At 72.3% G+C, this 21,312-nt stretch carries 19 protein-coding genes; 7 read left to right on the top strand and 12 right to left on the bottom strand.

Annotation, left to right across the window (positions count from 1 at the left end; translation table 11 throughout):
• Positions 1-14 precede the first annotated feature (14 nt).
• A complete protein-coding gene (locus tag QDR37_RS04105; protein ID WP_279712307.1) occupies positions 15-851 on the bottom strand; it encodes an exodeoxyribonuclease III in 837 nt (278 codons plus the stop codon).
• A 9-nt stretch (positions 852-860) separates the two neighbouring features.
• Positions 861-2,126, bottom strand: coding sequence for a YihY/virulence factor BrkB family protein (locus tag QDR37_RS04100; protein WP_279712306.1), 1,266 nt, complete (start codon positions 2,124-2,126; stop codon positions 861-863).
• 106 nt (positions 2,127-2,232) lie between these two features.
• On the opposite strand from QDR37_RS04100, the gene ptsP reads away from it, so the two are divergent.
• Positions 2,233-3,876: a phosphoenolpyruvate--protein phosphotransferase gene (gene ptsP / locus QDR37_RS04095; protein ID WP_279712305.1), complete on the top strand. Its 1,644-nt coding sequence runs from the start codon at positions 2,233-2,235 to the stop codon at positions 3,874-3,876.
• Between the two features lie 93 nt (positions 3,877-3,969).
• On the opposite strand, the gene QDR37_RS04090 is transcribed toward ptsP, so the two are convergent.
• From QDR37_RS04090 to sdhC, 10 genes are all read right to left on the bottom strand, one after another.
• The gene (locus tag QDR37_RS04090) at positions 3,970-4,788 is read right to left on the bottom strand and encodes a DUF559 domain-containing protein (protein ID WP_279712304.1); all 819 of its coding nucleotides are present in this window, start codon (positions 4,786-4,788) and stop codon (positions 3,970-3,972) included.
• Between the two features lie 205 nt (positions 4,789-4,993).
• On the bottom strand, positions 4,994-6,259 hold the full coding sequence (locus QDR37_RS04085) for a GTP-binding protein (RefSeq protein ID WP_279712303.1): 1,266 nt from the start codon (positions 6,257-6,259) through the stop codon (positions 4,994-4,996).
• Positions 6,259-7,200 carry a sulfate adenylyltransferase subunit CysD gene (gene cysD, locus QDR37_RS04080; RefSeq protein WP_279712302.1) on the bottom strand — a complete coding sequence of 314 codons (942 nt, stop codon included), beginning with the start codon at positions 7,198-7,200 and terminating at the stop codon, positions 6,259-6,261. The genes QDR37_RS04085 and cysD overlap by 1 nt, the downstream gene beginning before the upstream one ends.
• Positions 7,197-7,967, bottom strand: coding sequence for a 3'(2'),5'-bisphosphate nucleotidase CysQ (locus QDR37_RS04075; RefSeq protein WP_279712301.1), 771 nt, complete (start codon positions 7,965-7,967; stop codon positions 7,197-7,199). The genes cysD and QDR37_RS04075 overlap by 4 nt, the downstream gene beginning before the upstream one ends.
• Positions 7,964-9,196, bottom strand: a complete 1,233-nt coding sequence (gene cysC / locus QDR37_RS04070) for an adenylyl-sulfate kinase (protein ID WP_279712300.1) — start codon at positions 9,194-9,196, stop codon at positions 7,964-7,966. Before cysC ends, QDR37_RS04075 begins: the two co-directional genes overlap by 4 nt.
• Before the next feature lie 50 nt (positions 9,197-9,246).
• Positions 9,247-10,185 carry a sulfite exporter TauE/SafE family protein gene (locus QDR37_RS04065; protein WP_279712299.1) on the bottom strand — a complete coding sequence of 313 codons (939 nt, stop codon included), beginning with the start codon at positions 10,183-10,185 and terminating at the stop codon, positions 9,247-9,249.
• Positions 10,186-10,372: 187 nt separating this feature from the next.
• On the bottom strand, positions 10,373-11,164 hold the full coding sequence (locus QDR37_RS04060) for a succinate dehydrogenase iron-sulfur subunit (protein ID WP_279712298.1): 792 nt from the start codon (positions 11,162-11,164) through the stop codon (positions 10,373-10,375).
• Positions 11,164-13,083, bottom strand: a complete 1,920-nt coding sequence (gene sdhA / locus QDR37_RS04055; RefSeq protein ID WP_279712297.1) for a succinate dehydrogenase flavoprotein subunit — start codon at positions 13,081-13,083, stop codon at positions 11,164-11,166. Before sdhA ends, QDR37_RS04060 begins: the two co-directional genes overlap by 1 nt.
• Complete coding sequence (locus tag QDR37_RS04050) at positions 13,080-13,535, bottom strand: succinate dehydrogenase hydrophobic membrane anchor subunit (RefSeq protein ID WP_279712296.1); 456 nt, start codon at positions 13,533-13,535, stop codon at positions 13,080-13,082. The genes sdhA and QDR37_RS04050 overlap by 4 nt, the downstream gene beginning before the upstream one ends.
• Positions 13,535-13,981, bottom strand: a complete 447-nt coding sequence (gene sdhC, locus QDR37_RS04045; protein ID WP_279712295.1) for a succinate dehydrogenase, cytochrome b556 subunit — start codon at positions 13,979-13,981, stop codon at positions 13,535-13,537. Before sdhC ends, QDR37_RS04050 begins: the two co-directional genes overlap by 1 nt.
• A gap of 298 nt (positions 13,982-14,279) precedes the next feature.
• On the opposite strand from sdhC, the gene QDR37_RS04040 reads away from it, so the two are divergent.
• From QDR37_RS04040 to QDR37_RS04015, 6 genes are all read left to right on the top strand, one after another.
• Entirely contained in the window at positions 14,280-15,431 is a 1,152-nt protein-coding gene (locus tag QDR37_RS04040) for a mannose-1-phosphate guanylyltransferase (RefSeq protein ID WP_279712294.1), read from the top strand.
• A 137-nt stretch (positions 15,432-15,568) separates the two neighbouring features.
• The gene (locus QDR37_RS04035; protein ID WP_279712293.1) at positions 15,569-16,666 is read left to right on the top strand and encodes a BMP family ABC transporter substrate-binding protein; all 1,098 of its coding nucleotides are present in this window, start codon (positions 15,569-15,571) and stop codon (positions 16,664-16,666) included.
• Between the two features lie 80 nt (positions 16,667-16,746).
• A complete protein-coding gene (locus tag QDR37_RS04030) occupies positions 16,747-18,261 on the top strand; it encodes an ABC transporter ATP-binding protein (RefSeq protein WP_279712292.1) in 1,515 nt (504 codons plus the stop codon).
• A 68-nt stretch (positions 18,262-18,329) separates the two neighbouring features.
• Entirely contained in the window at positions 18,330-19,541 is a 1,212-nt protein-coding gene (locus QDR37_RS04025) for an ABC transporter permease (RefSeq protein ID WP_279713547.1), read from the top strand.
• Entirely contained in the window at positions 19,538-20,818 is a 1,281-nt protein-coding gene (locus QDR37_RS04020) for an ABC transporter permease (protein ID WP_279712290.1), read from the top strand. Before QDR37_RS04025 ends, QDR37_RS04020 begins: the two co-directional genes overlap by 4 nt.
• Positions 20,815-21,222 carry a cytidine deaminase gene (locus QDR37_RS04015; RefSeq protein ID WP_279712289.1) on the top strand — a complete coding sequence of 136 codons (408 nt, stop codon included), beginning with the start codon at positions 20,815-20,817 and terminating at the stop codon, positions 21,220-21,222. Before QDR37_RS04020 ends, QDR37_RS04015 begins: the two co-directional genes overlap by 4 nt.
• The last annotated feature ends 90 nt before the right edge of the window (positions 21,223-21,312 follow it).

Below are 21,312 nucleotides of genomic sequence, written 5' to 3'. Positions count from 1 at the left end.
CGGGAGCGGGCGGATCAGAAGCGGTAGTCGACGACCACGGGGGCGTGGTCGGACCATCGCTCGGCGTGCGACGCCGCGCGATCGACCCGGTAGTCGGCGACGCGCTCGCCGAGCCCGGGGGAGGCGAGGTGGTAGTCGATGCGCCAGCCCGTGTCGTTGTCGAACGCCCGGCCGCGGACCGACCACCAGGTGTACGGCCCGTCGACCTCGCCCGCCGCGCGGCGCCCGACGTCGACCCAGCCGAGACCTGCGCCCGCGTTGTAGCCGTCCACGCCCTCCGCGCCGACCCAGCGGTCCCAGTACGCGCGCTCCTCGGGCAGGAACCCGCTCGCCTTCTGGTTGCCGCGCCAGTTGCGCAGGTCGATGCGGCGGTGCGCGACGTTCAGGTCGCCGACCACCACCGCGAGCGGGTTGTGCGCGACGAGCTCGGGCAGCCGGGCCTCCATCGCGTCGAGGAACTTCACCTTCTCGTCCTGCTTCGGGGTGCCCGCCTCGCCGGAGTGCACGTAGGCGGAGACGACGGTGAGGACCTCGTCGCCGACCGAGTAGTCGGCCTCGAGCCAGCGGCCGGCGGTGTCGAAGTCCTCCTCGCCGATCGCGACGCGGTGGATGGTCGCCTTCCCGCGGGACGCGATCGCCACCCCGGCGCGGCCCTTCGCCGTCGCGGCGTCGTGGAGCACGTTCCACTCCGGGCCGAGCAGGCCCTCGAGGTCCTCCGTGCTGGCGCGCACCTCCTGGAGGGCGAGCACGTCGACCCCGCGGCCGTCGAGCCAGTCGCCCATGCCTTTGCGGAACGCCGCGCGCACGCCGTTCACATTGACGGTCGCGACGCGGAGAGTCGTGCCGGGCATGCCCCGAGCCTACCGAGCCGCTCCGGACGACCGGGCCGCCGCCTCCCGCACCTGCTCGGCGTCGGGATCCGGGTCGCCGGTCTCGTGCTGCGCGCGCTCGAACTCGCTCCGCGTCGGCACGGCCGCGCGACGGGCCTCCTCCGCCCGCACCTCCCGCTCCAGCTCGCGCTCGAGCCGCTCGCGCCGTGCCCCGCGCGCGGCGCGCACCCGCTGCTCGAGCGCCTCCCGGTTGCGGTCCGCGACGAGCCGCCGCGCCTGCTCCAGCGCCTCCGCGTCGTCGATCTCGCGCTGCTGCGCCGACAGCGACCGGGGATCGAGGCGCGCCTCCTCCATGCCCACCGCGATCCACGACGCGGCGACGAGCAGGATCTGGCAGCTGAAGTTGAAGTACAGGAAGATCCCGATGAGGGTCGCGAAGGCCTTGAGCAGCGGGTTGGTCGTCGCGCCGCCGAGCAGGCTCGTGCCGACGGTCTGCAGCACGGCGAGCCCGACGCCGCCGATGAGCGCACCGACGATCAGCCGACGGCGGGGGATCCGGATGCCGGAGAGCGCGCGGAACGCGGCCGCGACGAGCCCGGTGTCGATGAGCAGCAGCACGAGCACGCTCACCGCGGTCGCGCCGATCTGCTCGGCGGCGGTCGCCTTGCCGAGGCCGAACAGGCCGAGCACGAACGACAGCGCCGTGTTCGCGAGCAGGCTGATCACGGCGGTGAGCAGCACCACGACGCCGAAGGCGACCGTGTAGCCCGCGTTGATGAGGATCAGCAGCACCGGGATCGTCGTCGGTGGTCCCAGGCGGAACATGATCCGGATCGCCGTGCGCAGCGAGCCGACGAAGCCGATCGCCGTGAGGAGCACGCCGATCAGCGAGAGCGCGGCGCTCCAGCTGAGCGCGGTCGTCTCGGTGAGGACCTTCGCGGAGACGAGGCCCTGGTCCCCGTCGCCCGCGTAGGCGATGAGGCCCGGGATGAAGCGGTTGAGCGACCCGAACACGAGGTCCTGCAGGTGGGGACTGCCCTTCACCACGAACCCCGCCACGGAGAAACCGAGCCACAGCGAGGCGAACAGCGCGAAGATCGCCTGGTACGTGAGGCCGCTCGCGAGCAGCGGGCCGTTGTCCTCGAGGTAGTGGAACCACACGCGCAGCGGGCGCCATGCGAAGACCCGCGTGATGAGGCCCGCGATGCCTCGGGTCGGCTGCGGGTCCGGCTTCGCGCCCGACGCCTCCTCGGCGAGCTCGGCGTCGCGGACGCCCTGCTTGCCCTCGACGCTCATGGGCGCACCGTACTTCCCGTGCCCGCGCGATCGCCTGGACCGTCCATGTGCTTCGGCGGGGCGCGCCGCTACGCTCGGCAGCAGGCGAGCGAGGAGGCGGCTTCCGATGCGACTGACCGGGATCGGTGTGGGACGGGCACTCGCGGTGGGACCGGTCCGGCGGATGCCGGACCCGCTGCCGGAGCCGCCCGAGGGCGCCACCGTCGCCGATCCCGAGGCCGAGATCGCCCGCACCCGCACGGCGCTGCAGCAGGTGTCCGCCGAGCTGCTCCAGCGCGGCGCGCGCGCCGGCGGTGACGCGCGCAACGTGCTCGAGGCGCAGGCCCTCATGGCCGAGGACCCGACGCTGCTCGACGACGTCGTCACGCGCATCACGGGCGGCCGCACCGGCGAGCGGGCGGTCTTCGAGGCGTTCCTCGAGTTCCAGGTGATGCTCGTCGGCCTCGGCGGCTACATGGCGGAGCGGGCCGCCGACCTGGGCGACGTCGCGCAGCGCGTCATCGCGCGCCTCACCGGGGTGCCGGCCCCAGGCGTGCCCGAGTCGGACACCCCGTTCGTGCTCGTCGCCCGCGACCTCGCGCCCGCCGACACCGCGCTCCTCGACCTCACGAAGGTGCTCGCCCTCGTGACCCGCGACGGCGGCCCCACCTCGCACACCGCGATCCTCGCCCGGGCGCGCTCCATCCCCGCGGTCGTCGGGGTGCGCGAGGCCGACGACCTTCGCGACGGGCAGCTGCTGCTCGTCGATGCCGGCGCCGGCACGCTCGACGTCGATCCCGACCAGGCGTCGGTCGACGAGGCCCACCGTCGCATCGAGGAGCGCCGCGCCGCGTCGTCGGGGCCGATCACGCCGGGCGTGCTCGGGGACGGCACGAGGATCCAGCTGCTCGCGAACCTCGGCAACGCGAAGGACGCGCAGGGCGCGGTCGACCTCGGCGCCGAGGGCGTCGGCCTGTTCCGCACCGAGTTCCTCTTCCTCGACGCGAAGTCGGCGCCGACGGTGGGGGAGCAGAAGGCGCAGTACGTCGCGCTGCTGAAGGCGTTCCCGGGTAAGAAGGTCGTCGTGCGCGCGCTCGACGCCGGCGCCGACAAGCCGCTCGCGTTCCTGAACGACAGCGAGGAGGAGAACCCGGCGCTCGGCCTGCGCGGCCTGCGGGTGCTCCGTGAGCGCGAGGACATCCTCCGCGAGCAGCTCACCGCGCTCGCCGAGGCCGGCGCCGAGACGGAGGCCGAGCTCTGGGTGATGGCGCCCATGGTGTCCGAGCCGGAGGAGAGCGCGTACTTCACCGCGCTCGCGAAGGAGCTCGGCATCAGGACCGCCGGCGTGATGGTCGAGGTGCCGTCGTCCGCGCTGCTCGCCGCGCACATCCTCGAGTCGGCCGACTTCGTCTCGATCGGCACGAACGACCTGACGCAGTACACGCTCGCCGCCGACCGGCTGCTCGGCACGGTCGCGCACTTCCAGGACCCGTGGCACCCGGCCGTGCTCCGGCTCGTCGCCGAGGTTGGCCGCGCGGGTGCCGCCGTGGGCAAGAGCGTCGGCATCTGCGGCGAGGCCGCGGCCGACCCGGCGCTCGCGGTGGTGCTCGTCGGGCTCGGCGCGACGAGCCTGTCGATGACGCCGGCGGCGCTCGCCGACGTGCGCGCCGAGCTGCTCACCGTCACGCTCGAGCAGGCGAAGGCGCGCGCCGCGGCGGCGCTCGCCGCGGGCAGCGCGGCCGACGCGCGAGCGGCCGCCGCCTCCGCCTGATACCGGGTGTAGGTACTTCGTCCGCGTGTAGGTGCAGAACGCGGTTCTGCACCTACACGCGGACGCATCACCTACACGCGGTATCGGCGGCGGTCACGCGAGGGCGGCCAGGATCACGGACTGCACCCACGGCCACTCGAACAGCACCTTCGTCCACGTGAAGCGGAGGGTGCGGTAGCCACGCATCGCGGCCATGCCGTCCCGGTACCGGTCCCGCTCGAAGTCGCCGTGGTTCTCGCGGCCGTCGATCTCGACGATCAGGCGTCCCTCGACGAGCAGGTCGACTCGCCCGACGCCGTCGATGTGCACCTGCACCTCGACGCGCAGGCCGAGTCGCTGCAGCAGGTAGCGCCCGACGGATTCGATGCCCGACTCGGCGCGCCCATCGAGTGAACCCAGGAGACGCGCGAGGTCGTCCGGAAGCCGCGGGGCGAGCAGGTCGAGCTCTGCAGCGCGGATGACCCGCTGATGCAGCGCGGAGTCGAGCACAGCGACGGCGTGCTCCGGCGGCAGCGCCTCGAGCAGCTGCAGCACCATCAGCTCCATCGGCACCATGCCGGACACCGCCTCGACCGTCTCGATCCGCGAGGTCCAGTGCAGACGCACGTCGGGCCGCTCGACGTAGGGCAGGTCCGGGTCATCCGGATCGCGCAGGCGGGGCGTGTTGATCGCCACCGCCACGTGCAGCGGCGCGGAGGGCGGGACCCACAGCCCGCGCGCCTCGCCGGCCGAGGTGGCCGTCGCGAGGCCGCCTACCCGTACCGCGCGGACCAGCGGTGCTGGCGTCCCCGATTCCGCGTAGTGGCCTTTGCGCACGAACACGAGCGCCCGCGACGTGAGAGCGGACCGGATGCGCGCCCTCGAGTAGCCCGCGTCGCGCAGCTGCTTCGTCGTCCAGAACCGGTGTCGCACGGCGAGAACGCTGGAGCATGCGCCGTGCGAGCACGTGGTGGCGGGCGATCCTGTGGATGGTGCCGCCCGGATCCCTGCCCTGGGGAGGAGCCCCTCGCAGCACCGCGTGTAGGTGATCCGACCTCGTGTAGGTGCGAAACGCGGTTCTGCACCTACACGAGGACGAAGTACCTACACGCGGTACCTCGGTCTGGGAGGGGCGGGGTCAGACCGTGCCGCGGGCGCCCGTCAGCATGCCGGCGCCGACCGTGCGGTTCGTCGCCTCGTCGACGAGGATGAACGACCCCGTCGCCCGGTTCTCGGTGTACGGGTCGGTGAACAGCGGCAGCGTCGAGCGCAGCCGCACGCGGCCGATGTCGTTCAGCGACAGGCTCGTCGCCTCCTGGTCGCGGTGCAGCGTGTTCACGTCGATCCGGTACGCGATCTCGGTGACCTTCGCCCGCGCCCACCGGGTCGTGTGCTTCAGCGCGTACACCCGCCCGGGTACGAGCTGCGCGCTGCCGTCCATCCAGCAGATCTGCGCGTCGAGGTTCTGCGTGATCGTCGCGGCGTTCTGCGGGCGGCAGATCATGTCGCCGCGGCTGATGTCGATGTCGTCGGCGAGCCGGACGACGACGGACATCGGCGGATAGGCCTCGTCGAGCGGGCCGGCGGGCCCGTCGATCGCGGCGATCGTCGTCTCGAAGCCGCTCGGCAGCACCGTGACCCGGTCGCCCGGCTTCAGCACCCCGCTCGCGACGGTGCCCGCGTACCCGCGGTAGTCGGCGTTCGTCGTCGACTGCGGCCGGATCACGTACTGCACGGGGAAGCGGGTGTCGACGAGGTTCCGGTCGCTCGCGATGTGCACCTGCTCGAGGTGGTGCAGCAGCGGCGCCCCGGCGTACCAGGGCATCCGCTCGCTGCGGTCGACGACGTTGTCGCCGAGCAGCGCCGAGACCGGGATGAACGTGAGGTCGGTGACGCGCAGCCGGCTCGCGAACTCGGTGAACTCGGCGCGGATCGCCTCGAAGACGTCCTGGTCCCAGTCGACGAGGTCCATCTTGTTCACGAGCAGCACGAGGTGCCGGACCCCGAGCAGGGAGGCGAGGAACGCGTGCCGCCGGCTCTGCTCCGAGACGCCCTTGCGTGCGTCGACGAGGATCAGCGCGACGTCGGCGGTCGAGGCGCCGGTGACCATGTTCCGCGTGTACTGCACGTGGCCCGGGGTGTCGGCGACGATGAACTTGCGCCGGGGCGTCGAGAAGTAGCGGTACGCCACGTCGATCGTGATGCCCTGCTCCCGCTCGGCACGGAGGCCGTCGGTGAGCAGCGCGAGGTCGGTGTAGTCGTCGCCGCGCTGGCGGCTGACCTCCTCGACGTTCTCGAGCTGGTCGGCGAACAGCGACTTGCTGTCGTAGAGCAGGCGCCCGATGAGCGTGCTCTTGCCGTCGTCGACGCTTCCGGCGGTCGCGAACCGCAGCAGATCGGCCATCAGAAGTACCCCTCCTTCTTCCGGTCCTCCATCGCGGCCTCGCTCACGCGGTCGTCGCCGCGCGTCGCGCCGCGCTCGGTCATGCGGGCCGAGGCGATCTCCTCGACGACGGCGTGCACCTCGGTTGCCGTCGACGGCACCGCGGCGGTGAGGTTCGCGTCGCCCATCGTGCGGTAGCGCACCATCCGGCGCACCGACCGCTCGCCCTCGCGCAGCCGTACGAACTCGTTGACCGCGTAGAGCATGCCGCCGCGCTCGACGACCTCGCGCTCGGCGGCGTAGTAGAGCGAGGGGAGCGGGATGCGCTCCTCCTCGATGTAGTGCCAGATGTCGAGCTCCGTCCAGTTCGACAGCGGGAAGACGCGGATGCTCTCGCCCTGGTGCACGCGCCCGTTGTAGAGCGACCAGAGCTCGGGGCGCTGGTCCTTCGGATCCCACTGGCCGAAGTCGTCGCGGAAGGAGAACACGCGCTCCTTCGCCCGGGCCTTCTCCTCGTCACGGCGCGCGCCCCCGAACAGCGCGTCGAACCCGTGCTCCTCCGCCGCGGCGAGCAGCACGGGCGTCTGGATGCGGTTGCGCGACCCGTTCGGCTCCTCCTGCACGAGCCCTCGTTCGATCGCGTCGGGCACCGACGCGACGATCAGGCGCAGCTCCTGCCGGGCGACCCACTCGTCGCGGAACGCGAGCACCTCGGGGAAGTTGAGCCCGGTGTCGACGTGCATGATCGGGAACGGCACCCTGGCGGGCGCGAACGCCTTGCGGGCGAGCGCCGAGAGCACCACCGAGTCCTTGCCGCCCGAGAAGAGCAGGCAGGGCCGGCGCATCTCGGCCGCCACCTCGCGGATGATCGCGATGCTCTCCGCCTCGAGCGCCCGCAGGGTGCTGAGCGAGTAGCTGCGCAGCCCTGCGGAGGTCGACGGGCCGGGTGTCGTGACCGTCACGCTGCTCCTTCCGTTGCGGCGGTCGCCGCGATCGTCGCGAGAAGCCGGTCCCGCAGCTCCGGCCGGCAGATCACCAGGTCGGGCAGCCAGGGGCTCTCGCGGTTGTACTCGAGCGGGCCGCCGTCGAGGCGGCTCGTGTGCAGGCCGGCGGCGTGGGCCACGGCGACCGGTGCGGCCGAGTCCCACTCGTACTGGCCGCCGCCGTGCACGTAGGCGTCGGTCTCGCCCGTCACGACCGACATGGCCTTGACGCCCGCGGACCCCATCGGCACGAGCTCGGCGTCGAGCGCCTCGGCGAGCGCGGCGACGAGCGCCGGCGGCCGGCTGCGGCTGACCGCGAGCCGGATCCGCGTGCGGGCGGGAGCGGGGGAGCGCACCGGCTCCGCGGTCGTGAAGGCGCGTCCGGCCCCGGGCATCGCGACGGCGCCGGCGGTGAGGCCGCGGCCGCGCTGCCAGAGGGCGACGTGGACGGCGAAGTCGGCGCGGCCCTCGGAGAACTCGCGGGTGCCGTCGAGGGGATCGATGATCCAGACCCGGTCGGCGGCGAGCCGCACGGGATCGTCAGCGGCCTCCTCGGAGAGCACGGCGTCGCGCGGTCGCGCGGTGGCGAGGGCCTCGGCGAGCAGCGACTGCGCGGCGGCGTCAGCCGCGTCCTTCAGCTCGCGGCCCGCGAGGCCGGTGCTGGCACGCAGGTGCAGCAGCGCGGCGCCGGCACGCTCGGCGAGCTCGGTCGCGAGCCGCTCGTCGTCGGTCGCGCGTTCCGTCATGCGCGGCCCTCCCGCTCGAGCAGCGCCACGACGGCGTCGGCCGCGGCGTCGATGTCGGTGCGGCTCGTGTCGACCACGAGGTCGGCGTCGGTCGGCGCCTCGTAGGGCGAGGAGATGCCGGTGAAGTCGGGGATCAGGCCTGCCCGCGCCTTCGCGTAGAGGCCCTTGCGATCGCGGGCCTCGCACACCTCGAGCGGGGTCGCGACGTGCACGAGCACGAAGCGAGCGCCCTCGCCCTCGACGCGCAGACGCATCTCGGCGCGGCCCTCGGCGAACGGGGCGATCGGCGCGGCGATCGCGGTACCCCCGTGCCGGGCGACGAGCGAGGCGACCCAGCCGATGCGGCGGATGTTCATCGCCCGGCCCTCGGCGTCGAAGCCGAGCCCGGCGGAGAGCAGCGTGCGCACCTCGTCGCCGTCGAGCACGGTGACGGTGCGGCCGGTCTCGGTCAGGCGCGCCTCGACGGCGCGGGCGAGCGTCGACTTGCCGGATCCGGACAGCCCGGTGAGCAGCACGACGCAGCCGCGGCCGGTGCTGCGGCGCCGGTACGGCAGCACCTCGGGCGGCAGCACCCGGCGCTCGGCGGCGGCGAGCCGCTCGGCGAGCTCGGCGAGCAGGCGGTCGTCCTCGTCGTCGGCGAGCAGCACCCGCTCGACGCCGAGCACCTCGCCGGCCCAGCGCTGCAGCGCCTCGTCGTCGGCGAAGGGGGACACGAAGGCGTCGGTCGGGGCGCTCGGGCTCCAGGGGAGCGCGACCGCGATCGCGGAGCCGCCCGCGGCGCCGGACGATGCCGCGGCCGCGACGCCGCCGAGCAGCGCGCCGGCGTCGGCGGTCGCGCGGCCGGTCAGCGCGACGAGCAGCACGAGGCCGTCGCCGGTGGCCTCGCGCGCACGTTCGAGCGCGCGCCGGGTCGGCAGGGCGTGGAACAGCACGGCGGCCGAGGCGCCGAGGACCCGGGCGTCGGCGAGGGACGCCACGCCGCCCGCGCCGCGTTCGAGCGCGGGACGGGGGGCGAGCGGGCGCAGCGGGTGGATGCGTCCCGTCCCGTCCACCTCGGCGACCGGCGTCGACTCGGCGTCCTCGAGCAGCACCGGTGCCGTGCGGCCGTGCGCGAGGCGCAGGCCGGCCGGGGACGCCCCGAGCAGCGCGAGCTCGACGAGGTCGAGATCGGCCGGCGCGGCCCGCACCGCGACGGGCGCCGGGGCGGCGGGGGGAGCGGAGTCGGGCACGGGTTCCTTCGGGTGAGCGGGTCGGAGCGGCGGGAGCGTCGGCGGCCCGGTCAGCGCCGCGGCACGGCGTCCTCGGGCACGACCTGCTGCGGCGTGGCGCGGCGCCGGCCGAACCGGGCCTTCACCCCGATCCAGAGCAGGTTGCCGCCGACGAGCGCGGCGAGCGCGGCGGCGAGCACCCAGGGCGTGGGCACCCCGACGAGCTTCAGCCCCGACGCCATGAGCACGACGGCGAGCAGGCGACGGATGATGCCGCCGGGCACGCGGGTGGCGAGCCATGATCCGAGCAGCACGCCGGGGATGGCACCGACCAGCACGGAACCCGCGATCGAGAGCGAGACGCTGCCGAAGAGCAGGTGCCCGACCACCGCGGAGCCGACGAGCGGCACGGCCTGCACGAGGTCGGTGCCGACGAGCTGCGACGCCCGCAGCCGCGGGTAGAGCAGCAGCAGCACCACGATGATGATCGAACCCGCGCCGACCGAGGTGATGCCGACGATCAAGCCGGCGACCGCGCCGAGCACGATCGTGGCGGCGGGCGCGAACCGCAGCCCGGGCCGCGCGAAGTCGGTGGGGCCCTCGCCGAGCGCGTCGCGGTGGCGCGTCACCCGCACGAGCGCGCGGGCGAGCAGCCCCGCCGCGGCGAGCAGCAGGGCGCAGCCGACGAGCACGAGCAGCGTGGGCTGCACCGTGTCCGTCGGGATGAGCTTCGTGGCGACGGCGCCGAGGAAGGCGAACGGCACCGAGCCGATGCAGAGCAGGCCGACGAGCCGCAGATCCGCGGTGCGGCGCACGAGGTGCACGGCGGCCCCGACCGGCTTCATGAAGAGGCTGACCACGAGGTCGCTCGAGATGGCGGTGAGCGCGTCGACGCCGAAGAGGAAGACGAGGATCGGCGTCATCAGCGCGCCGCCGCCCATGCCGGTCAGGCCGACGAGGGTGCCGATGCCGAGGCCCGTGACGACCATGGGCAGGCTGAACCAGTCCATGTGCGCGTCCAGTTCGGGCTAGGAGCAGGGAGGGTGGCCCCGCGTCGGGCGAATGCGGGGGACGTTAGCGAACTCCCACCGCCGGTGTCCACCGCTCTCCACAGTCGCAGGTTCCGTGCCGCATGCACCGCGTGCCGGCCCTCCGTGGAAGCGGAGCACCGGCACGCGGGAAGGACGTCGGGACGGGTCAGGCGATCTTGACCTTCTCGCGGCTGCGCATGGTGGCCGCCTTGACCTCGCTGATCGCCTTCGTGATCTGGATGCCGCGCGGGCACGCCTCCGTGCAGTTGAAGGTGGTGCGGCAGCGCCACACGCCCTCGCGGTCGTTCAGGATGTCGAGGCGCACCTGGGCGGCGTCGTCGCGGCTGTCGAAGATGAACCGGTGCGCGTTCACGATCGCGGCCGGCCCGAAGTACTGGCCGTCGGTCCAGAACACGGGGCACGAGGTGGTGCACGCCGCGCAGAGGATGCACTTCGTCGTGTCGTCGAAGCGCTCGCGGTCCTCGGCCGACTGCAGCCGCTCGCGGCCGTTCTGCGGCGTCGTGCCGGCCTGCAGGAACGGCTGCACCTGCCGGTAGGCCTCGAAGAACGGCTCCATGTCGACGACGAGGTCCTTCTCGAGCGGCAGGCCCTTCAGCGCCTCGACGTAGATCGGCTTCGTCGTGTCGAGGTCCTTCACGAGCGTCTTGCACGCGAGCCGGTTGCGGCCGTTGATGCGCATCGCGTCCGAGCCGCAGATGCCGTGGGCGCACGAGCGGCGGAACGTGAGCGAGCCGTCCTGCTCCCACTTGATCGTGTGCAGCGCGTCGAGGATGCGGTCGGTGGGCAGCACGTCGACGTCGTAGTCGCGCCAGTACGGCTCGGCGTCGGTCTCGGGGTCGAACCGGCGGATGAGCAGCGTGATCGTCGAGAAGCCCTCGGGCGGCCGGCGCTTGACCCGCACGTCGGTGGCGGCGGGGGCGGGGACGGTGAGTGTCATCAGTACTTCCGCTCCATCGGCTGGTACCGGGTCACGACGACCGGCTTCCAGTCGAGCTCGATGTGGTCGGCGGCGTTCGACGAGTGCGGGTCGCCCGTGAGGTACGCCATCGTGTGCTGCATGTAGTTCGCGTCGTCGCGCTTCGGGTAGTCGTCGCGCATGTGGCCGCCGCGGCTCTCCTTGCGGTTCCGCGCGGAGTACACGACGACCTCGGCGAGATCGAGCAGGAACCCGAGCTCGATCGCCTCGAGCAGGTCGGTGTTGAACCGCTTGCCGCGGTCCTGGATGCCGATGTTCAGGTACTTGTCGCGCAGCTCGTGGATGACCTCGGTCACCTTCGCGAGCGACGCGTCGGTGCGGAACACCTGCGCCGAGGCGTCCATGTTGTCTTGCAGCTCCTTGCGGAGCGCCGCCACCCGCTCGGTGCCGGTCGCGTTGCGGAGCCGGTCGACCAGCTCGCGGACCCCGCGGGCCGGGTCGGGCGGCAGCGGCAGGAACGAGGCGCTGCGGGCGTACTCGACGGCGTTGTTGCCGGCGCGCTTGCCGAACACGTTGATGTCGAGGAGCGAGTTGGTGCCGAGCCGGTTCGAGCCGTGCACGGAGACGCAGGCGCACTCGCCGGCGGCGTACAGGCCGGGCACCACGGTCTCGTTGTCGGCGAGCACCTCGGCCTTCACGTTGGTCGGGATGCCGCCCATCGCGTAGTGCGCGGTCGGCATGACCGGCACGGGCTCGGTGACGGGATCGACGCCGAGGTACGTGCGGGCGAACTCGGTGATGTCGGGCAGCTTCGTCTCGAGCACCTCGGCGCCGAGGTGGGTGCAGTCGAGGAGCACGTAGTCCTTCAACGGGCCCGCGCCGCGGCCCTCCGCGACCTCCTGCACCATGCACCGCGAGACGATGTCGCGCGGCGCGAGGTCCTTGATGGTCGGGGCGTAGCGCTCCATGAACCGCTCGCCCGAGGCGTTGCGGAGGATCGCGCCCTCGCCGCGGGCGCCCTCGGTGAGCAGGATGCCGAGCTTCGCGAGGCCGGTCGGGTGGAACTGGAAGAACTCCATGTCCTCGAGCGGCAGGCCCTTGCGCCAGACGATGCCGACGCCGTCGCCCGTGAGGGTGTGCGCGTTCGAGGTCGTCTTGTAGATCTTGCCGAAGCCGCCGGTGGCGAAGACGATCGACTTCGCCTGGAAGACGTGCAGCTCACCCGTGGCGAGCTCATACGCGACGATGCCGGAAGGCCGCTGCACGACCCGGCCGTTCTCGTCGACCGGGGTCATGACGAGGTCGAGCGCGTAGTACTCGTTGTAGAACTCGATGCCGTGCTTGACGCAGTTCTGGTACAGCGTCTGCAGGATCATGTGACCCGTGCGGTCGGCCGCGTAGCAGGCCCGGCGCACGGGGCTCTTGCCGTGGTCGGCGGTGTGGCCGCCGAAGCGCCGCTGGTCGATCTTGCCCTCGGGCGTGCGGTTGAACGGCAGGCCCATGTTCTCGAGGTCGATGACGGCGTCGATCGCCTCCTTCGCCAGGATCTCGGCGGCGTCCTGGTCGACCAGGTAGTCGCCGCCCTTCACCGTGTCGAAGGTGTGCCACTCCCAGCTGTCCTCCTCGACGTTCGCGAGCGCCGCGGCCATGCCGCCCTGCGCCGCGCCCGTGTGGGAGCGCGTGGGGTAGAGCTTCGTGATGACCGCGGTGCGGGCCTTCGGGCCGGCCTCGATCGCCGCGCGCATGCCCGCGCCGCCGGCGCCGACGATGACGACGTCGTGCCGGTGGTAGTGCACGCCGTCGATCGTGCGCTCGTCGGGGCCCTCGTCGGTCCACGACTCCCAGTTCTCCGGGTCGCGCTGCGGTCCGCCGCGGTTCGAGCCGCGGTCGTTCGCGGTCGCGGCGTCGCGCAGCCGGTTCGTCGGGCTCTCGGACGTCATCGGACCGCCTTGCAGAAGTCGGGGAGGTTCTTCGCGAGCCCGTTGGCCGGGCACGGGTCGAACGTCCAGATCACCATCGTGCCGAGCACGAGCAGCAGCACGGTCGCGGCGATGAGCGCGTACTTGGTGAAGCGGTTCGCGGTGGCGTGCACGACGTAGTCGTTCACGATCGTGCGCATGCCGTTGCTGCCGTGGATGAGGGCCAGCCAGAGCAGCAGCGTGTCGTAGACCATCCAGAACGGGTTCGCGTACTTGCCGGCGATGAACGCGAAGTCGATCTGCCGGACGCCGTCGCCCGTGACGAGGTTGACGAAGAGGTGCCCGAAGATCAGCACGACGAGCACGGCGCCGGACACGCGCATGTAGATCCAGCCCCACTTCTCGACGTTGAAGCGGCGGCCGGGGTGCGTGGGGGCCTGACGGGAGCGAGGAGCGTCGAGCGTCGTGGCCATCAGCGGGGGAACTCCTCGAGGATCGTGATCAGCTGACGCGGCGCGAAGCCGGCCATCACGACGAGCCAGGCGATGATCACGGCCCAGAACATGCCGCGCTGGTGCTTCGTGCCGAAGCTCCAGAAGTCGATGAGGATGATGCGCAGGCCGTTGAAGGCGTGGAACACGATGGCGGCGACCAGCGCGAGCTCGCCGAGGCCCATGATCGGGTTCTTGTACTCGGCGATGACGCCGTCGTACGCCTGCGGCGAGACGCGCACGAGCGCGGTGTCCATGATGTGGACGAGCAGGAAGAAGAAGATGCCGACGCCGGTGATGCGGTGCAGCACCCACGACCACATCCCCTCGTGCCCCCGGTAGACGGTGCCCGCGGGCGCCTTCGGCAGGGACAGCCTGGGGGAGGTGGAGGTCGGCGGCAGCTTGGGCGCGGGTCGCAGTGACACCATCGCTTGAGGGCCTCCTCGATCCGTTGCGTTTGCCTGACGATCCTACGTCCGCGTTCCGACCGGTTCGTGCCGTTCGCGCCCCCGCATGGGGGCGCGGTGGGGCTGGGGGCGACGACCGTTTCCGATCGTCGCCGCGACCCTCCCCATCGCACGGCCGGCCCGCCGACGAGCGGCGGGCCGGAACCGGCGCTGTGGGCCCAGCGCCGGACGCCGTCCCGGCGGCCGGGAAGGACGCGGCCGGGACGGCGCATGTGCACAACCGGTCGCCTGCGACACACCGGCGGATACAGTGGCGCGCATGGCTGAGGGCACCATCCGCTGGGCCGGTCGCGGCACCGAGCCCGACGCGGTCGACCGTTTCTACGCGGTGATCCCCGCGGGCGGCATCGGTTCGCGGCTCTGGCCGCTGTCCCGGGCCGACGCGCCGAAGTTCCTCCACGACCTCACCGGCGCGGGTCAGACCCTGCTGAAGCAGACGTGGGACCGCCTCGCGCCGATCGCCGGCGAGCAGCGGGTCATGGTCGTCACCGGCCGTGCGCACCGCGCCGCCGTCGAGGCGCAGCTGCCCGAGCTCGTCGACGCGAACATCGTGCTCGAGAGCGAGCCGAAGGACTCCTCGGCGGCCATCGGCCTGGCCGCGGCGATCCTCGAGCACCGCGAGCCGGGCGTCATCATCGGGTCGTTCGCCGCCGACCACGTGATCGGCGACGTGCGCCGCTTCCGCTCCACCGTGGTCGAAGCGATCGCGCTCGCCGACGCGGGCTACATCGCGACCATCGGCATCCTGCCGACCGAGCCGGCGACCGGCTTCGGCTACATCGAGAGCGGTGACGCCCTCGCCGTGCCCGGCGCGCCGACCGCGCTCGCGGTCACGCGCTTCGTCGAGAAGCCGGACCTCGACACGGCCCGCTCGTACGTCGAGCGCGGCGGCTTCTTCTGGAACGCGGGCATGTTCATCGCCCGCGCCGACCTGCTGCTCACCGAGATGGCGAAGTCGCAGCCCGAGCTCGTCCGCGGGCTGCGCGAGCTCGCCGCGGCGTGGGACACCCCCGAGCGCGGCGCGCTCGTCGACCGCATCTGGCCGCGGCTCACGAAGATCGCCATCGACTACTCGGTCGCCGAGCCCGCCGCGGCCGAGGGGCGGCTCGCGGTCGTCGAAGGCGACTTCGCCTGGGACGACGTCGGCGACTTCGCCTCGATCGCCAAGCTGCAGTCCGGCGGACGGGGGAGCGACCTCGCGATCCTCGGCGAGCACGCCCGGGTGCTCGCCGACTCGGCGACCGGCATCGTCGTCACCGACAGCGACCGTCTCATCACGCTCATCGGGGTCGAGAACATCGTCGTCGTCGACACGGCCGACGCCCTGCTCGTCACCACGAGCGAGCACGCGCAGCGGGTGAAGTCCGTCGTCGACGCGCTGAAGATCTCCGGCCGCACCGAGGTGCTCTGACCCGAAGGGCCGGTTGCGGATCCGTAACGCCTTCGAGGGGAGGGCCGCACGGCCGTGCGCGGGCGTCCGGCCCGTGGCTAGCCTGTCGGCGGCCGCCCACGAGGCGGTACCCCTGTGCCCTCGACCGGAAGGTTCCCGTGCCCGTTCCCCTGAAGCGCCTCGGCCTCGGCGCCCTCGCCGGCGTCTCCGTGATCGCCCTGCTCACCGGCTGCGGCCAGGCTCCCAAGAGCTCCTCGTCGGGCAGCACGAAGGCCGCCTCCTCGTCGAAGTACCTGCCGTGCATCGTCTCCGACCAGGGCGGCTTCGACGACCACTCGTTCAACGAGCTCGGCCTCACCGGCGTGAAGCAGGCCGCGCAGAAGATCGGGTCGTCGGTCAAGCAGGTGCAGTCGGCCACCGCGAACGACTACGCGTCGAACATCAACAACCTGATCGCGCAGAAGTGCAACATCGTCGTCGCGTCGGGCTTCAACCTCGTGTCGGCCGTGAAGGACGCGGCGGCGAAGAGCCCGAAGACCGACTTCGCGATGATCGACGACAACTCGATCAAGGCCCCGAACGTGAAGCCGGTCGTCTTCGAGACCGACGAGGCCGCGTTCCTCGGCGGCTACGCGGCCGCCGCCTACTCGAAGACCGGTGTCGTCGCCACGTACGGCGGCGCGCAGATCCCGCCCGTGACGATCTACATGGACGGCGTCGCCGACGGCATCGCGTACTTCAACAAGCAGAAGCACAAGAACGTGCGCCTGCTCGGCTGGAACGAGCAGACCCAGAAGGGCACGTTCGTCGGCGACTTCAAGGACCAGAACAAGGCGAAGACGTACACGACGAACTTCCTGAACGCGAACGCCGACGTCGTCATCCCCGTCGGCGGCCCGCTCTACCAGGGCGCCGGCGCGGCGATCAAGGCGTCGGGCAAGAAGGCCGTGCTCGAGGGCGTCGACGCCGACCTGTTCCAGACCGACACCGCCGGCTACAAGGACCTGTTCCTCGTGTCGATCCTGAAGAACATCGCGACCGCGGCGGACTCGGTCGTGACGCAGGCCGCGAGCGGCAAGACGTTCGACAACACCGTCTACGTCGGCACGCTGAAGAACGACGGCGTCGGGCTGTCGTCCTTCCACGGCTACGCGAGCACGGTGCCGTCCTCGCTCCAGTCCGAGCTCGATGCCATCAAGAAGGGCATCAGCGACGGGTCGATCCCCGTCTCGTCGCCCTCGTCCTTCAACAAGTAGGACCGCTGCGGCCCGGCCCTCCCTGCAGGGGAGGCGCCGGGCCGCTCGCCGTCGCGCCACGGAACAGGGAGGATGCAGGCGTGAAGCTCGAGCTGCGCGGGATCACGAAGCGCTTCGGCCCGCTCGTCGCGAACGATCGGATCGACCTCGTCGTCGAGCCGGGGGAGATCCTCTGCCTGCTCGGCGAGAACGGCGCCGGCAAGTCGACCCTGATGAACGTGCTCTACGGCCTCCACCGGCCGGACGGCGGCGAGATCCTGCTCGACGACGCCGTCCAGCACTTCTCCGGGCCGGGCGACGCCATGCGCGCGGGCATCGGCATGGTGCACCAGCACTTCATGCTCGTGCCCGTGTTCACGGTGGCCGAGAACGTCATGCTCGGCCACGAGGCCACCCGCTTCGGCGGCCGGCTCGACCTCGCCGCCGCTCGCGCGAAGGTGAAGGAGATCTCGGACCGCTTCGGCTTCGACGTCGACCCCGACGCGCGGATCGAGGACCTGCCGGTGGGCGTGCAGCAGCGCGTCGAGATCATCAAGGCGCTCTCGCGCGACGCCCGGGTGCTCGTCTTCGACGAGCCCACCGCGGTGCTCACGCCGCAGGAGACCGACGAGCTCATGGCGATCATGCGCCAGCTGAAGTCCGCGGGCACCGCCATCGTCTTCATCACCCACAAGCTGCGCGAGGTGCGCGAGGTCGCCGACCGCATCACCGTGATCCGGCTCGGCCGCGTCGTCGGCGAGGCGTCGCCCACGGCCACGAACGCCGAGCTCGCCTCGCTCATGGTCGGCCGGTCGGTCGAGCTGACCGTCGAGAAGGCCCCGCCGACGCTCGGCGCCGACGCCCTCGTCGTCGAGGACCTCTCGGTGCACGACGCGAACGGCGCCGCGCTCGTCGACTCCGTCAGCTTCACGGTCAAGGCGGGCGAGATCCTCGCGATCGCCGGCGTGCAGGGCAACGGGCAGACCGAGCTGACCGAGGCGATCCTCGGCCTGCAGAGCGGGGTGAGCGGCCGGATCCTGCTCGACGGGCAGCCCCTCACCGGCCGCAGCGTCAAGGGCGTGCTCGCCGCGGGCGCCGGCTTCGTGCCGGAGGACCGGCAGCACGACGGGCTCGTCCCCGAGTTCACGATCGCCGAGAACCTCATGCTCGACCGCTCGGACGGGCCCCCGTTCGTGAAGGGCGGCACCGTGCAGACGGCCGACCTGAACGCGTTCGCCGAGCAGCAGCTCGCCGAGTTCGACATCCGCGCGCAGGGCATCACCACGCGGGTCGGCAGGCTCTCGGGCGGCAATCAGCAGAAGGTGGTGCTCGCCCGCGAGCTCTCGCGCGACCTGCGCCTGTTCGTCGCCGCCCAGCCGACCCGCGGTCTCGACGTCGGCTCGATCGAGTTCGTGCACGAGCGCATCGTCGCCACGCGCGATGCGGGGATCCCCGTGCTCGTGATCTCCACCGAGCTCGACGAGGTCGTCGCGCTCGCCGACCGCATCGCGGTCATGTACCGCGGGCGCATCGTCGGGATCGTCCCGGCCGACACCCCGCGGGACGTGCTCGGCCTGCTCATGGCCGGCGAGACCGCGCCGGCGGTGGCGGCGTGACGGGGACGGAGCCGGCGCCCGTCGCCGAGACCGGCAACGAGGACCTCGCCACGCTCGAGCCGGGGCAGGTGCCGAACGCGGCCGTCCCGGCACAGCCGGAACGGAGCGGCGCCCAGCGGGTGCTCCGCGAGATCCTCACCGGCAACCTGCTGCTCAGCGTGCTCGCGGTGCTCGTCTCGCTCGTCGTCGGCGCCGTGCTCATCGCGGTCACGAGCAGCCAGGTGCTCGCCGCGGCGGGCTACTTCTTCGCCCGCCCCGCCGACACGTTCAGCGCGATCGGCTCGTCCGTCGGCGGCGCGTACGCGTCGCTCTTCCGTGGTGGCGTCTACGACTACACCGCGACCGACCTGCTCGGCGGCCTCCCGCCGCTGCTCAACAGCCTCGACTTCGCGACCCCGCTCATCGCCGCCGGCCTCGGCATCGCCATCGGCTTCCGTGCCGGCCTCTTCAACATCGGAGGCCAGGGCCAGATCCTCATCGGCGGGGCGGTCGCGGGCTGGCTCGGCTTCGCGCTGCACCTGCCCTTCGGGCTCCACCTGGTCGTCGCGCTGCTCGGCGGCCTGATCGGCGGCGCGGTCTGGGCGGGCGTCGTCGGTGTCCTGAAGGCCCGCACGGGCGCGCACGAGGTGATCGTCACGATCATGCTCAACTACGTCGCGATCTACCTGCTCGACTACCTGCTGCACACCCCGGTGCTGCAGGCGCCGGGGTCGAACAACCCGAAGTCGCCCGCGGAGCTGCCGACGGCCGTGCTTCCCGATCTCTTCGGCACCCCGGTGAACCTCGGCTTCCTGCTCGCGATCGTCGCCGTGCTCGCCTCGGCCTACCTGCTGAACCGCTCGAGCCTGGGCTTCAAGCTGCGCGCCGTGGGCGAGAACCCGCCCGCCGCGCGCACCGCGGGCATCGACGTGCGGCGGATCGTCGTGCTCGCCATGGTGATCTCGGGCGTGCTCGTCGGGCTCGCCGGCGCCTACCAGGTGCTCGGGCAGACGACGAGCGGCTTCACGAACGACTTCGACGCGGGCATCGGCTTCAACGCGATCACCGTCGCGCTGCTCGGTCGCTCGCGGCCGTGGGGCGTGTTCTGGGCCGGCATCCTGTTCGGCGTCTTCACGAACGGCGGCTACACGATGCAGGCCGCGAACGCGATCGACCTGAACGTCGTCTCGGTCGTGCAGTCGCTCATCGTGCTCTTCATCGCGGCGCCGCCGCTCGTGCGGGCGATCTTCCGCCTGCCGGCCCCCGGCGCGCCCCGGCGGCAGCGGAAGGCGGCGGCATGACCTCGCTCGAGACGAGCACGACCGGCGCCCTCGTCGGCCGGGACGGGCAGCGCCGCAGCTGGAAGCTGCCGATCGTCTACGGCGTGCTGACCCTGCTCGGCCTCGTGCTGCTCGTCGCCCTCGGCCGCGACGGCGCCGCGTCGTTCGCGCTGTCGCAGTCGGGCGACGCGGTCACGCTGCCGCCGCTCGTGCTGCCGGCCCGCGTCACCGGGATCGTCGCCGTGCTCGTGGCCGCCGCCTGCACCGCGTGGAGCGTGCGGCTCGTCACCGCGCACCGCCGCCAGCCGCTCTGGCTCCCGGTCGTGTTCGCGCTCGTCCTCGTCGTCGGGCTGCTCGCCTGGGCGACGGCGGGCAACACGCTGCCGGTGCCGGGCCTGCTCGCCGGATCGCTCGCGCTCAGCGTGCCGCTCATCTTCGGTGCGCTCGGCGGCGTGATCAGCGAGCGCGTCGGCGTCGTGAACGTCGCGATCGAGGGGCAGCTGCTCGCCGGCGCGTTCGTCTCGGCCGTCGTCGGCTCCCTGACGCACTCGCTGGCCGCCGGGCTCGTCGCCGCCATGGTCGCGGGCATGCTCGTGTCGTTCGTGCTCGCCGCGTTCGCGATCAAGTACCTCGTCGACCAGGTCATCGTGGGCGTCGTGCTGAACGTGCTCGTGCTCGGCCTCACGAGCTTCCTCTACTCGGCGATCCTCGTGCCGGCGTCCGGCGTGCTCAACTCGCCGCCCCAGTTCACGCCGGTGCGCATCCCGGTGCTCTCGGCGATCCCGGTGATCGGCCCGGTGCTCTTCGACCAGACCGTGATCGTCTACCTCATGTACGTCGCCGTGGCGGCGGTCACCTTCGGGCTGTTCAAGACCCGCTGGGGCCTCCGCCTGCGCGCGGTGGGCGAGCACCCGCAGGCGGCGGACACGGTCGGCATCAGCGTCTCCGGCACCCGGTTCTGGAACGTCTCCCTCGCCGGCGCGATCGCGGGTCTCGGCGGTGCCTACTTCACGCTCGCGGCGGTGCCGTCGTTCAGCAAGGACGTGACGAGCGGCGCCGGCTTCATCGCCCTCGCGGCCGTGATCTTCGGTCAGTGGAACCCCGTGCGGGCGACGCTCGCGGCGCTGCTGTTCGGCTTCGCGAGCAACCTGCAGAACGTGCTCGGCATCCTGAACAGCCCCGTGCCGAGCGACTTCCTGCTCATGCTCCCGTACGTCGTCACGATCTTCGCCGTCGCGGGGCTCGTCGGGCAGGTGCGCGGTCCCGCCGCCGCCGGCAAGCCCTACGTGAAGGGATGACCGTGACGATCGACTGGGACGCGCTGCGCGAGGCCGCCGTCGCGGCGAGCCGCAACGCCTACGTGCCGTACTCGTCGTTCCCGGTGGGGGCGGCCGCGCTCGTCGACGACGGGCGCGTCGTCGCCGGCTGCAACGTCGAGAACGCCTCGTACGGGCTCACGCTCTGCGCCGAGTGCGCGCTCGTCTCCGCCCTCGCGATGTCGGGCGGCGGGCGCCTCGTCGCGTTCGCCTGCGTCGACGGGCACGGCGAGCCGCTGATGCCGTGCGGCCGCTGCCGCCAGCTGCTCTACGAGCACTCCGCCGACGGCATGCTGCTCGCGACGGTGTCGGGCGTCCGCACGATCGACGAGGTGCTGCCCGACGCCTTCGGCCCGCGCACCCTGCAGGCCTACCGCGAGTCCTGACCCCGCCCGTCCTGCGCGCACGGGCGCCTGCGTCCCCCGCCCCTACCGGGCGGGGGAGCCCGGCGCGCCGAGCAGCGGCGTGACGGCCGT

The organism is Amnibacterium sp. CER49 (assembly GCF_029846255.1).
Lineage (GTDB): Bacteria > Actinomycetota > Actinomycetes > Actinomycetales > Microbacteriaceae > Amnibacterium.
Note: the sequence above shows the minus strand (reverse complement) of the source record. Positions and strands in the feature narration are given on the sequence as shown.

Excerpts from the sequence above, each read along its gene's own strand:
- QDR37_RS04105 (WP_279712307.1), bottom strand. The coding sequence starts at position 851 with ATGCCCGGCACGACTCTCCGCGTCGCGACCGTCAATGTGAACGGCGTG.
- QDR37_RS04100 (WP_279712306.1), bottom strand. The coding sequence starts at position 2,126 with ATGAGCGTCGAGGGCAAGCAGGGCGTCCGCGACGCCGAGCTCGCCGAG.
- ptsP (WP_279712305.1), top strand. The coding sequence starts at position 2,233 with ATGCGACTGACCGGGATCGGTGTGGGACGGGCACTCGCGGTGGGACCG.
- QDR37_RS04085 (WP_279712303.1), bottom strand. The coding sequence starts at position 6,259 with ATGGCCGATCTGCTGCGGTTCGCGACCGCCGGAAGCGTCGACGACGGC.
- QDR37_RS04075 (WP_279712301.1), bottom strand. The coding sequence starts at position 7,967 with ATGACGGAACGCGCGACCGACGACGAGCGGCTCGCGACCGAGCTCGCC.
- QDR37_RS04065 (WP_279712299.1), bottom strand. The coding sequence starts at position 10,185 with ATGGACTGGTTCAGCCTGCCCATGGTCGTCACGGGCCTCGGCATCGGC.
- QDR37_RS04060 (WP_279712298.1), bottom strand. The coding sequence starts at position 11,164 with ATGACACTCACCGTCCCCGCCCCCGCCGCCACCGACGTGCGGGTCAAG.
- sdhA (WP_279712297.1), bottom strand. The coding sequence starts at position 13,083 with ATGACGTCCGAGAGCCCGACGAACCGGCTGCGCGACGCCGCGACCGCG.
- QDR37_RS04050 (WP_279712296.1), bottom strand. The coding sequence starts at position 13,535 with ATGGCCACGACGCTCGACGCTCCTCGCTCCCGTCAGGCCCCCACGCAC.
- sdhC (WP_279712295.1), bottom strand. The coding sequence starts at position 13,981 with ATGGTGTCACTGCGACCCGCGCCCAAGCTGCCGCCGACCTCCACCTCC.
- QDR37_RS04040 (WP_279712294.1), top strand. The coding sequence starts at position 14,280 with ATGGCTGAGGGCACCATCCGCTGGGCCGGTCGCGGCACCGAGCCCGAC.
- QDR37_RS04020 (WP_279712290.1), top strand. The coding sequence starts at position 19,538 with ATGACCTCGCTCGAGACGAGCACGACCGGCGCCCTCGTCGGCCGGGAC.
- QDR37_RS04015 (WP_279712289.1), top strand. The coding sequence starts at position 20,815 with ATGACCGTGACGATCGACTGGGACGCGCTGCGCGAGGCCGCCGTCGCG.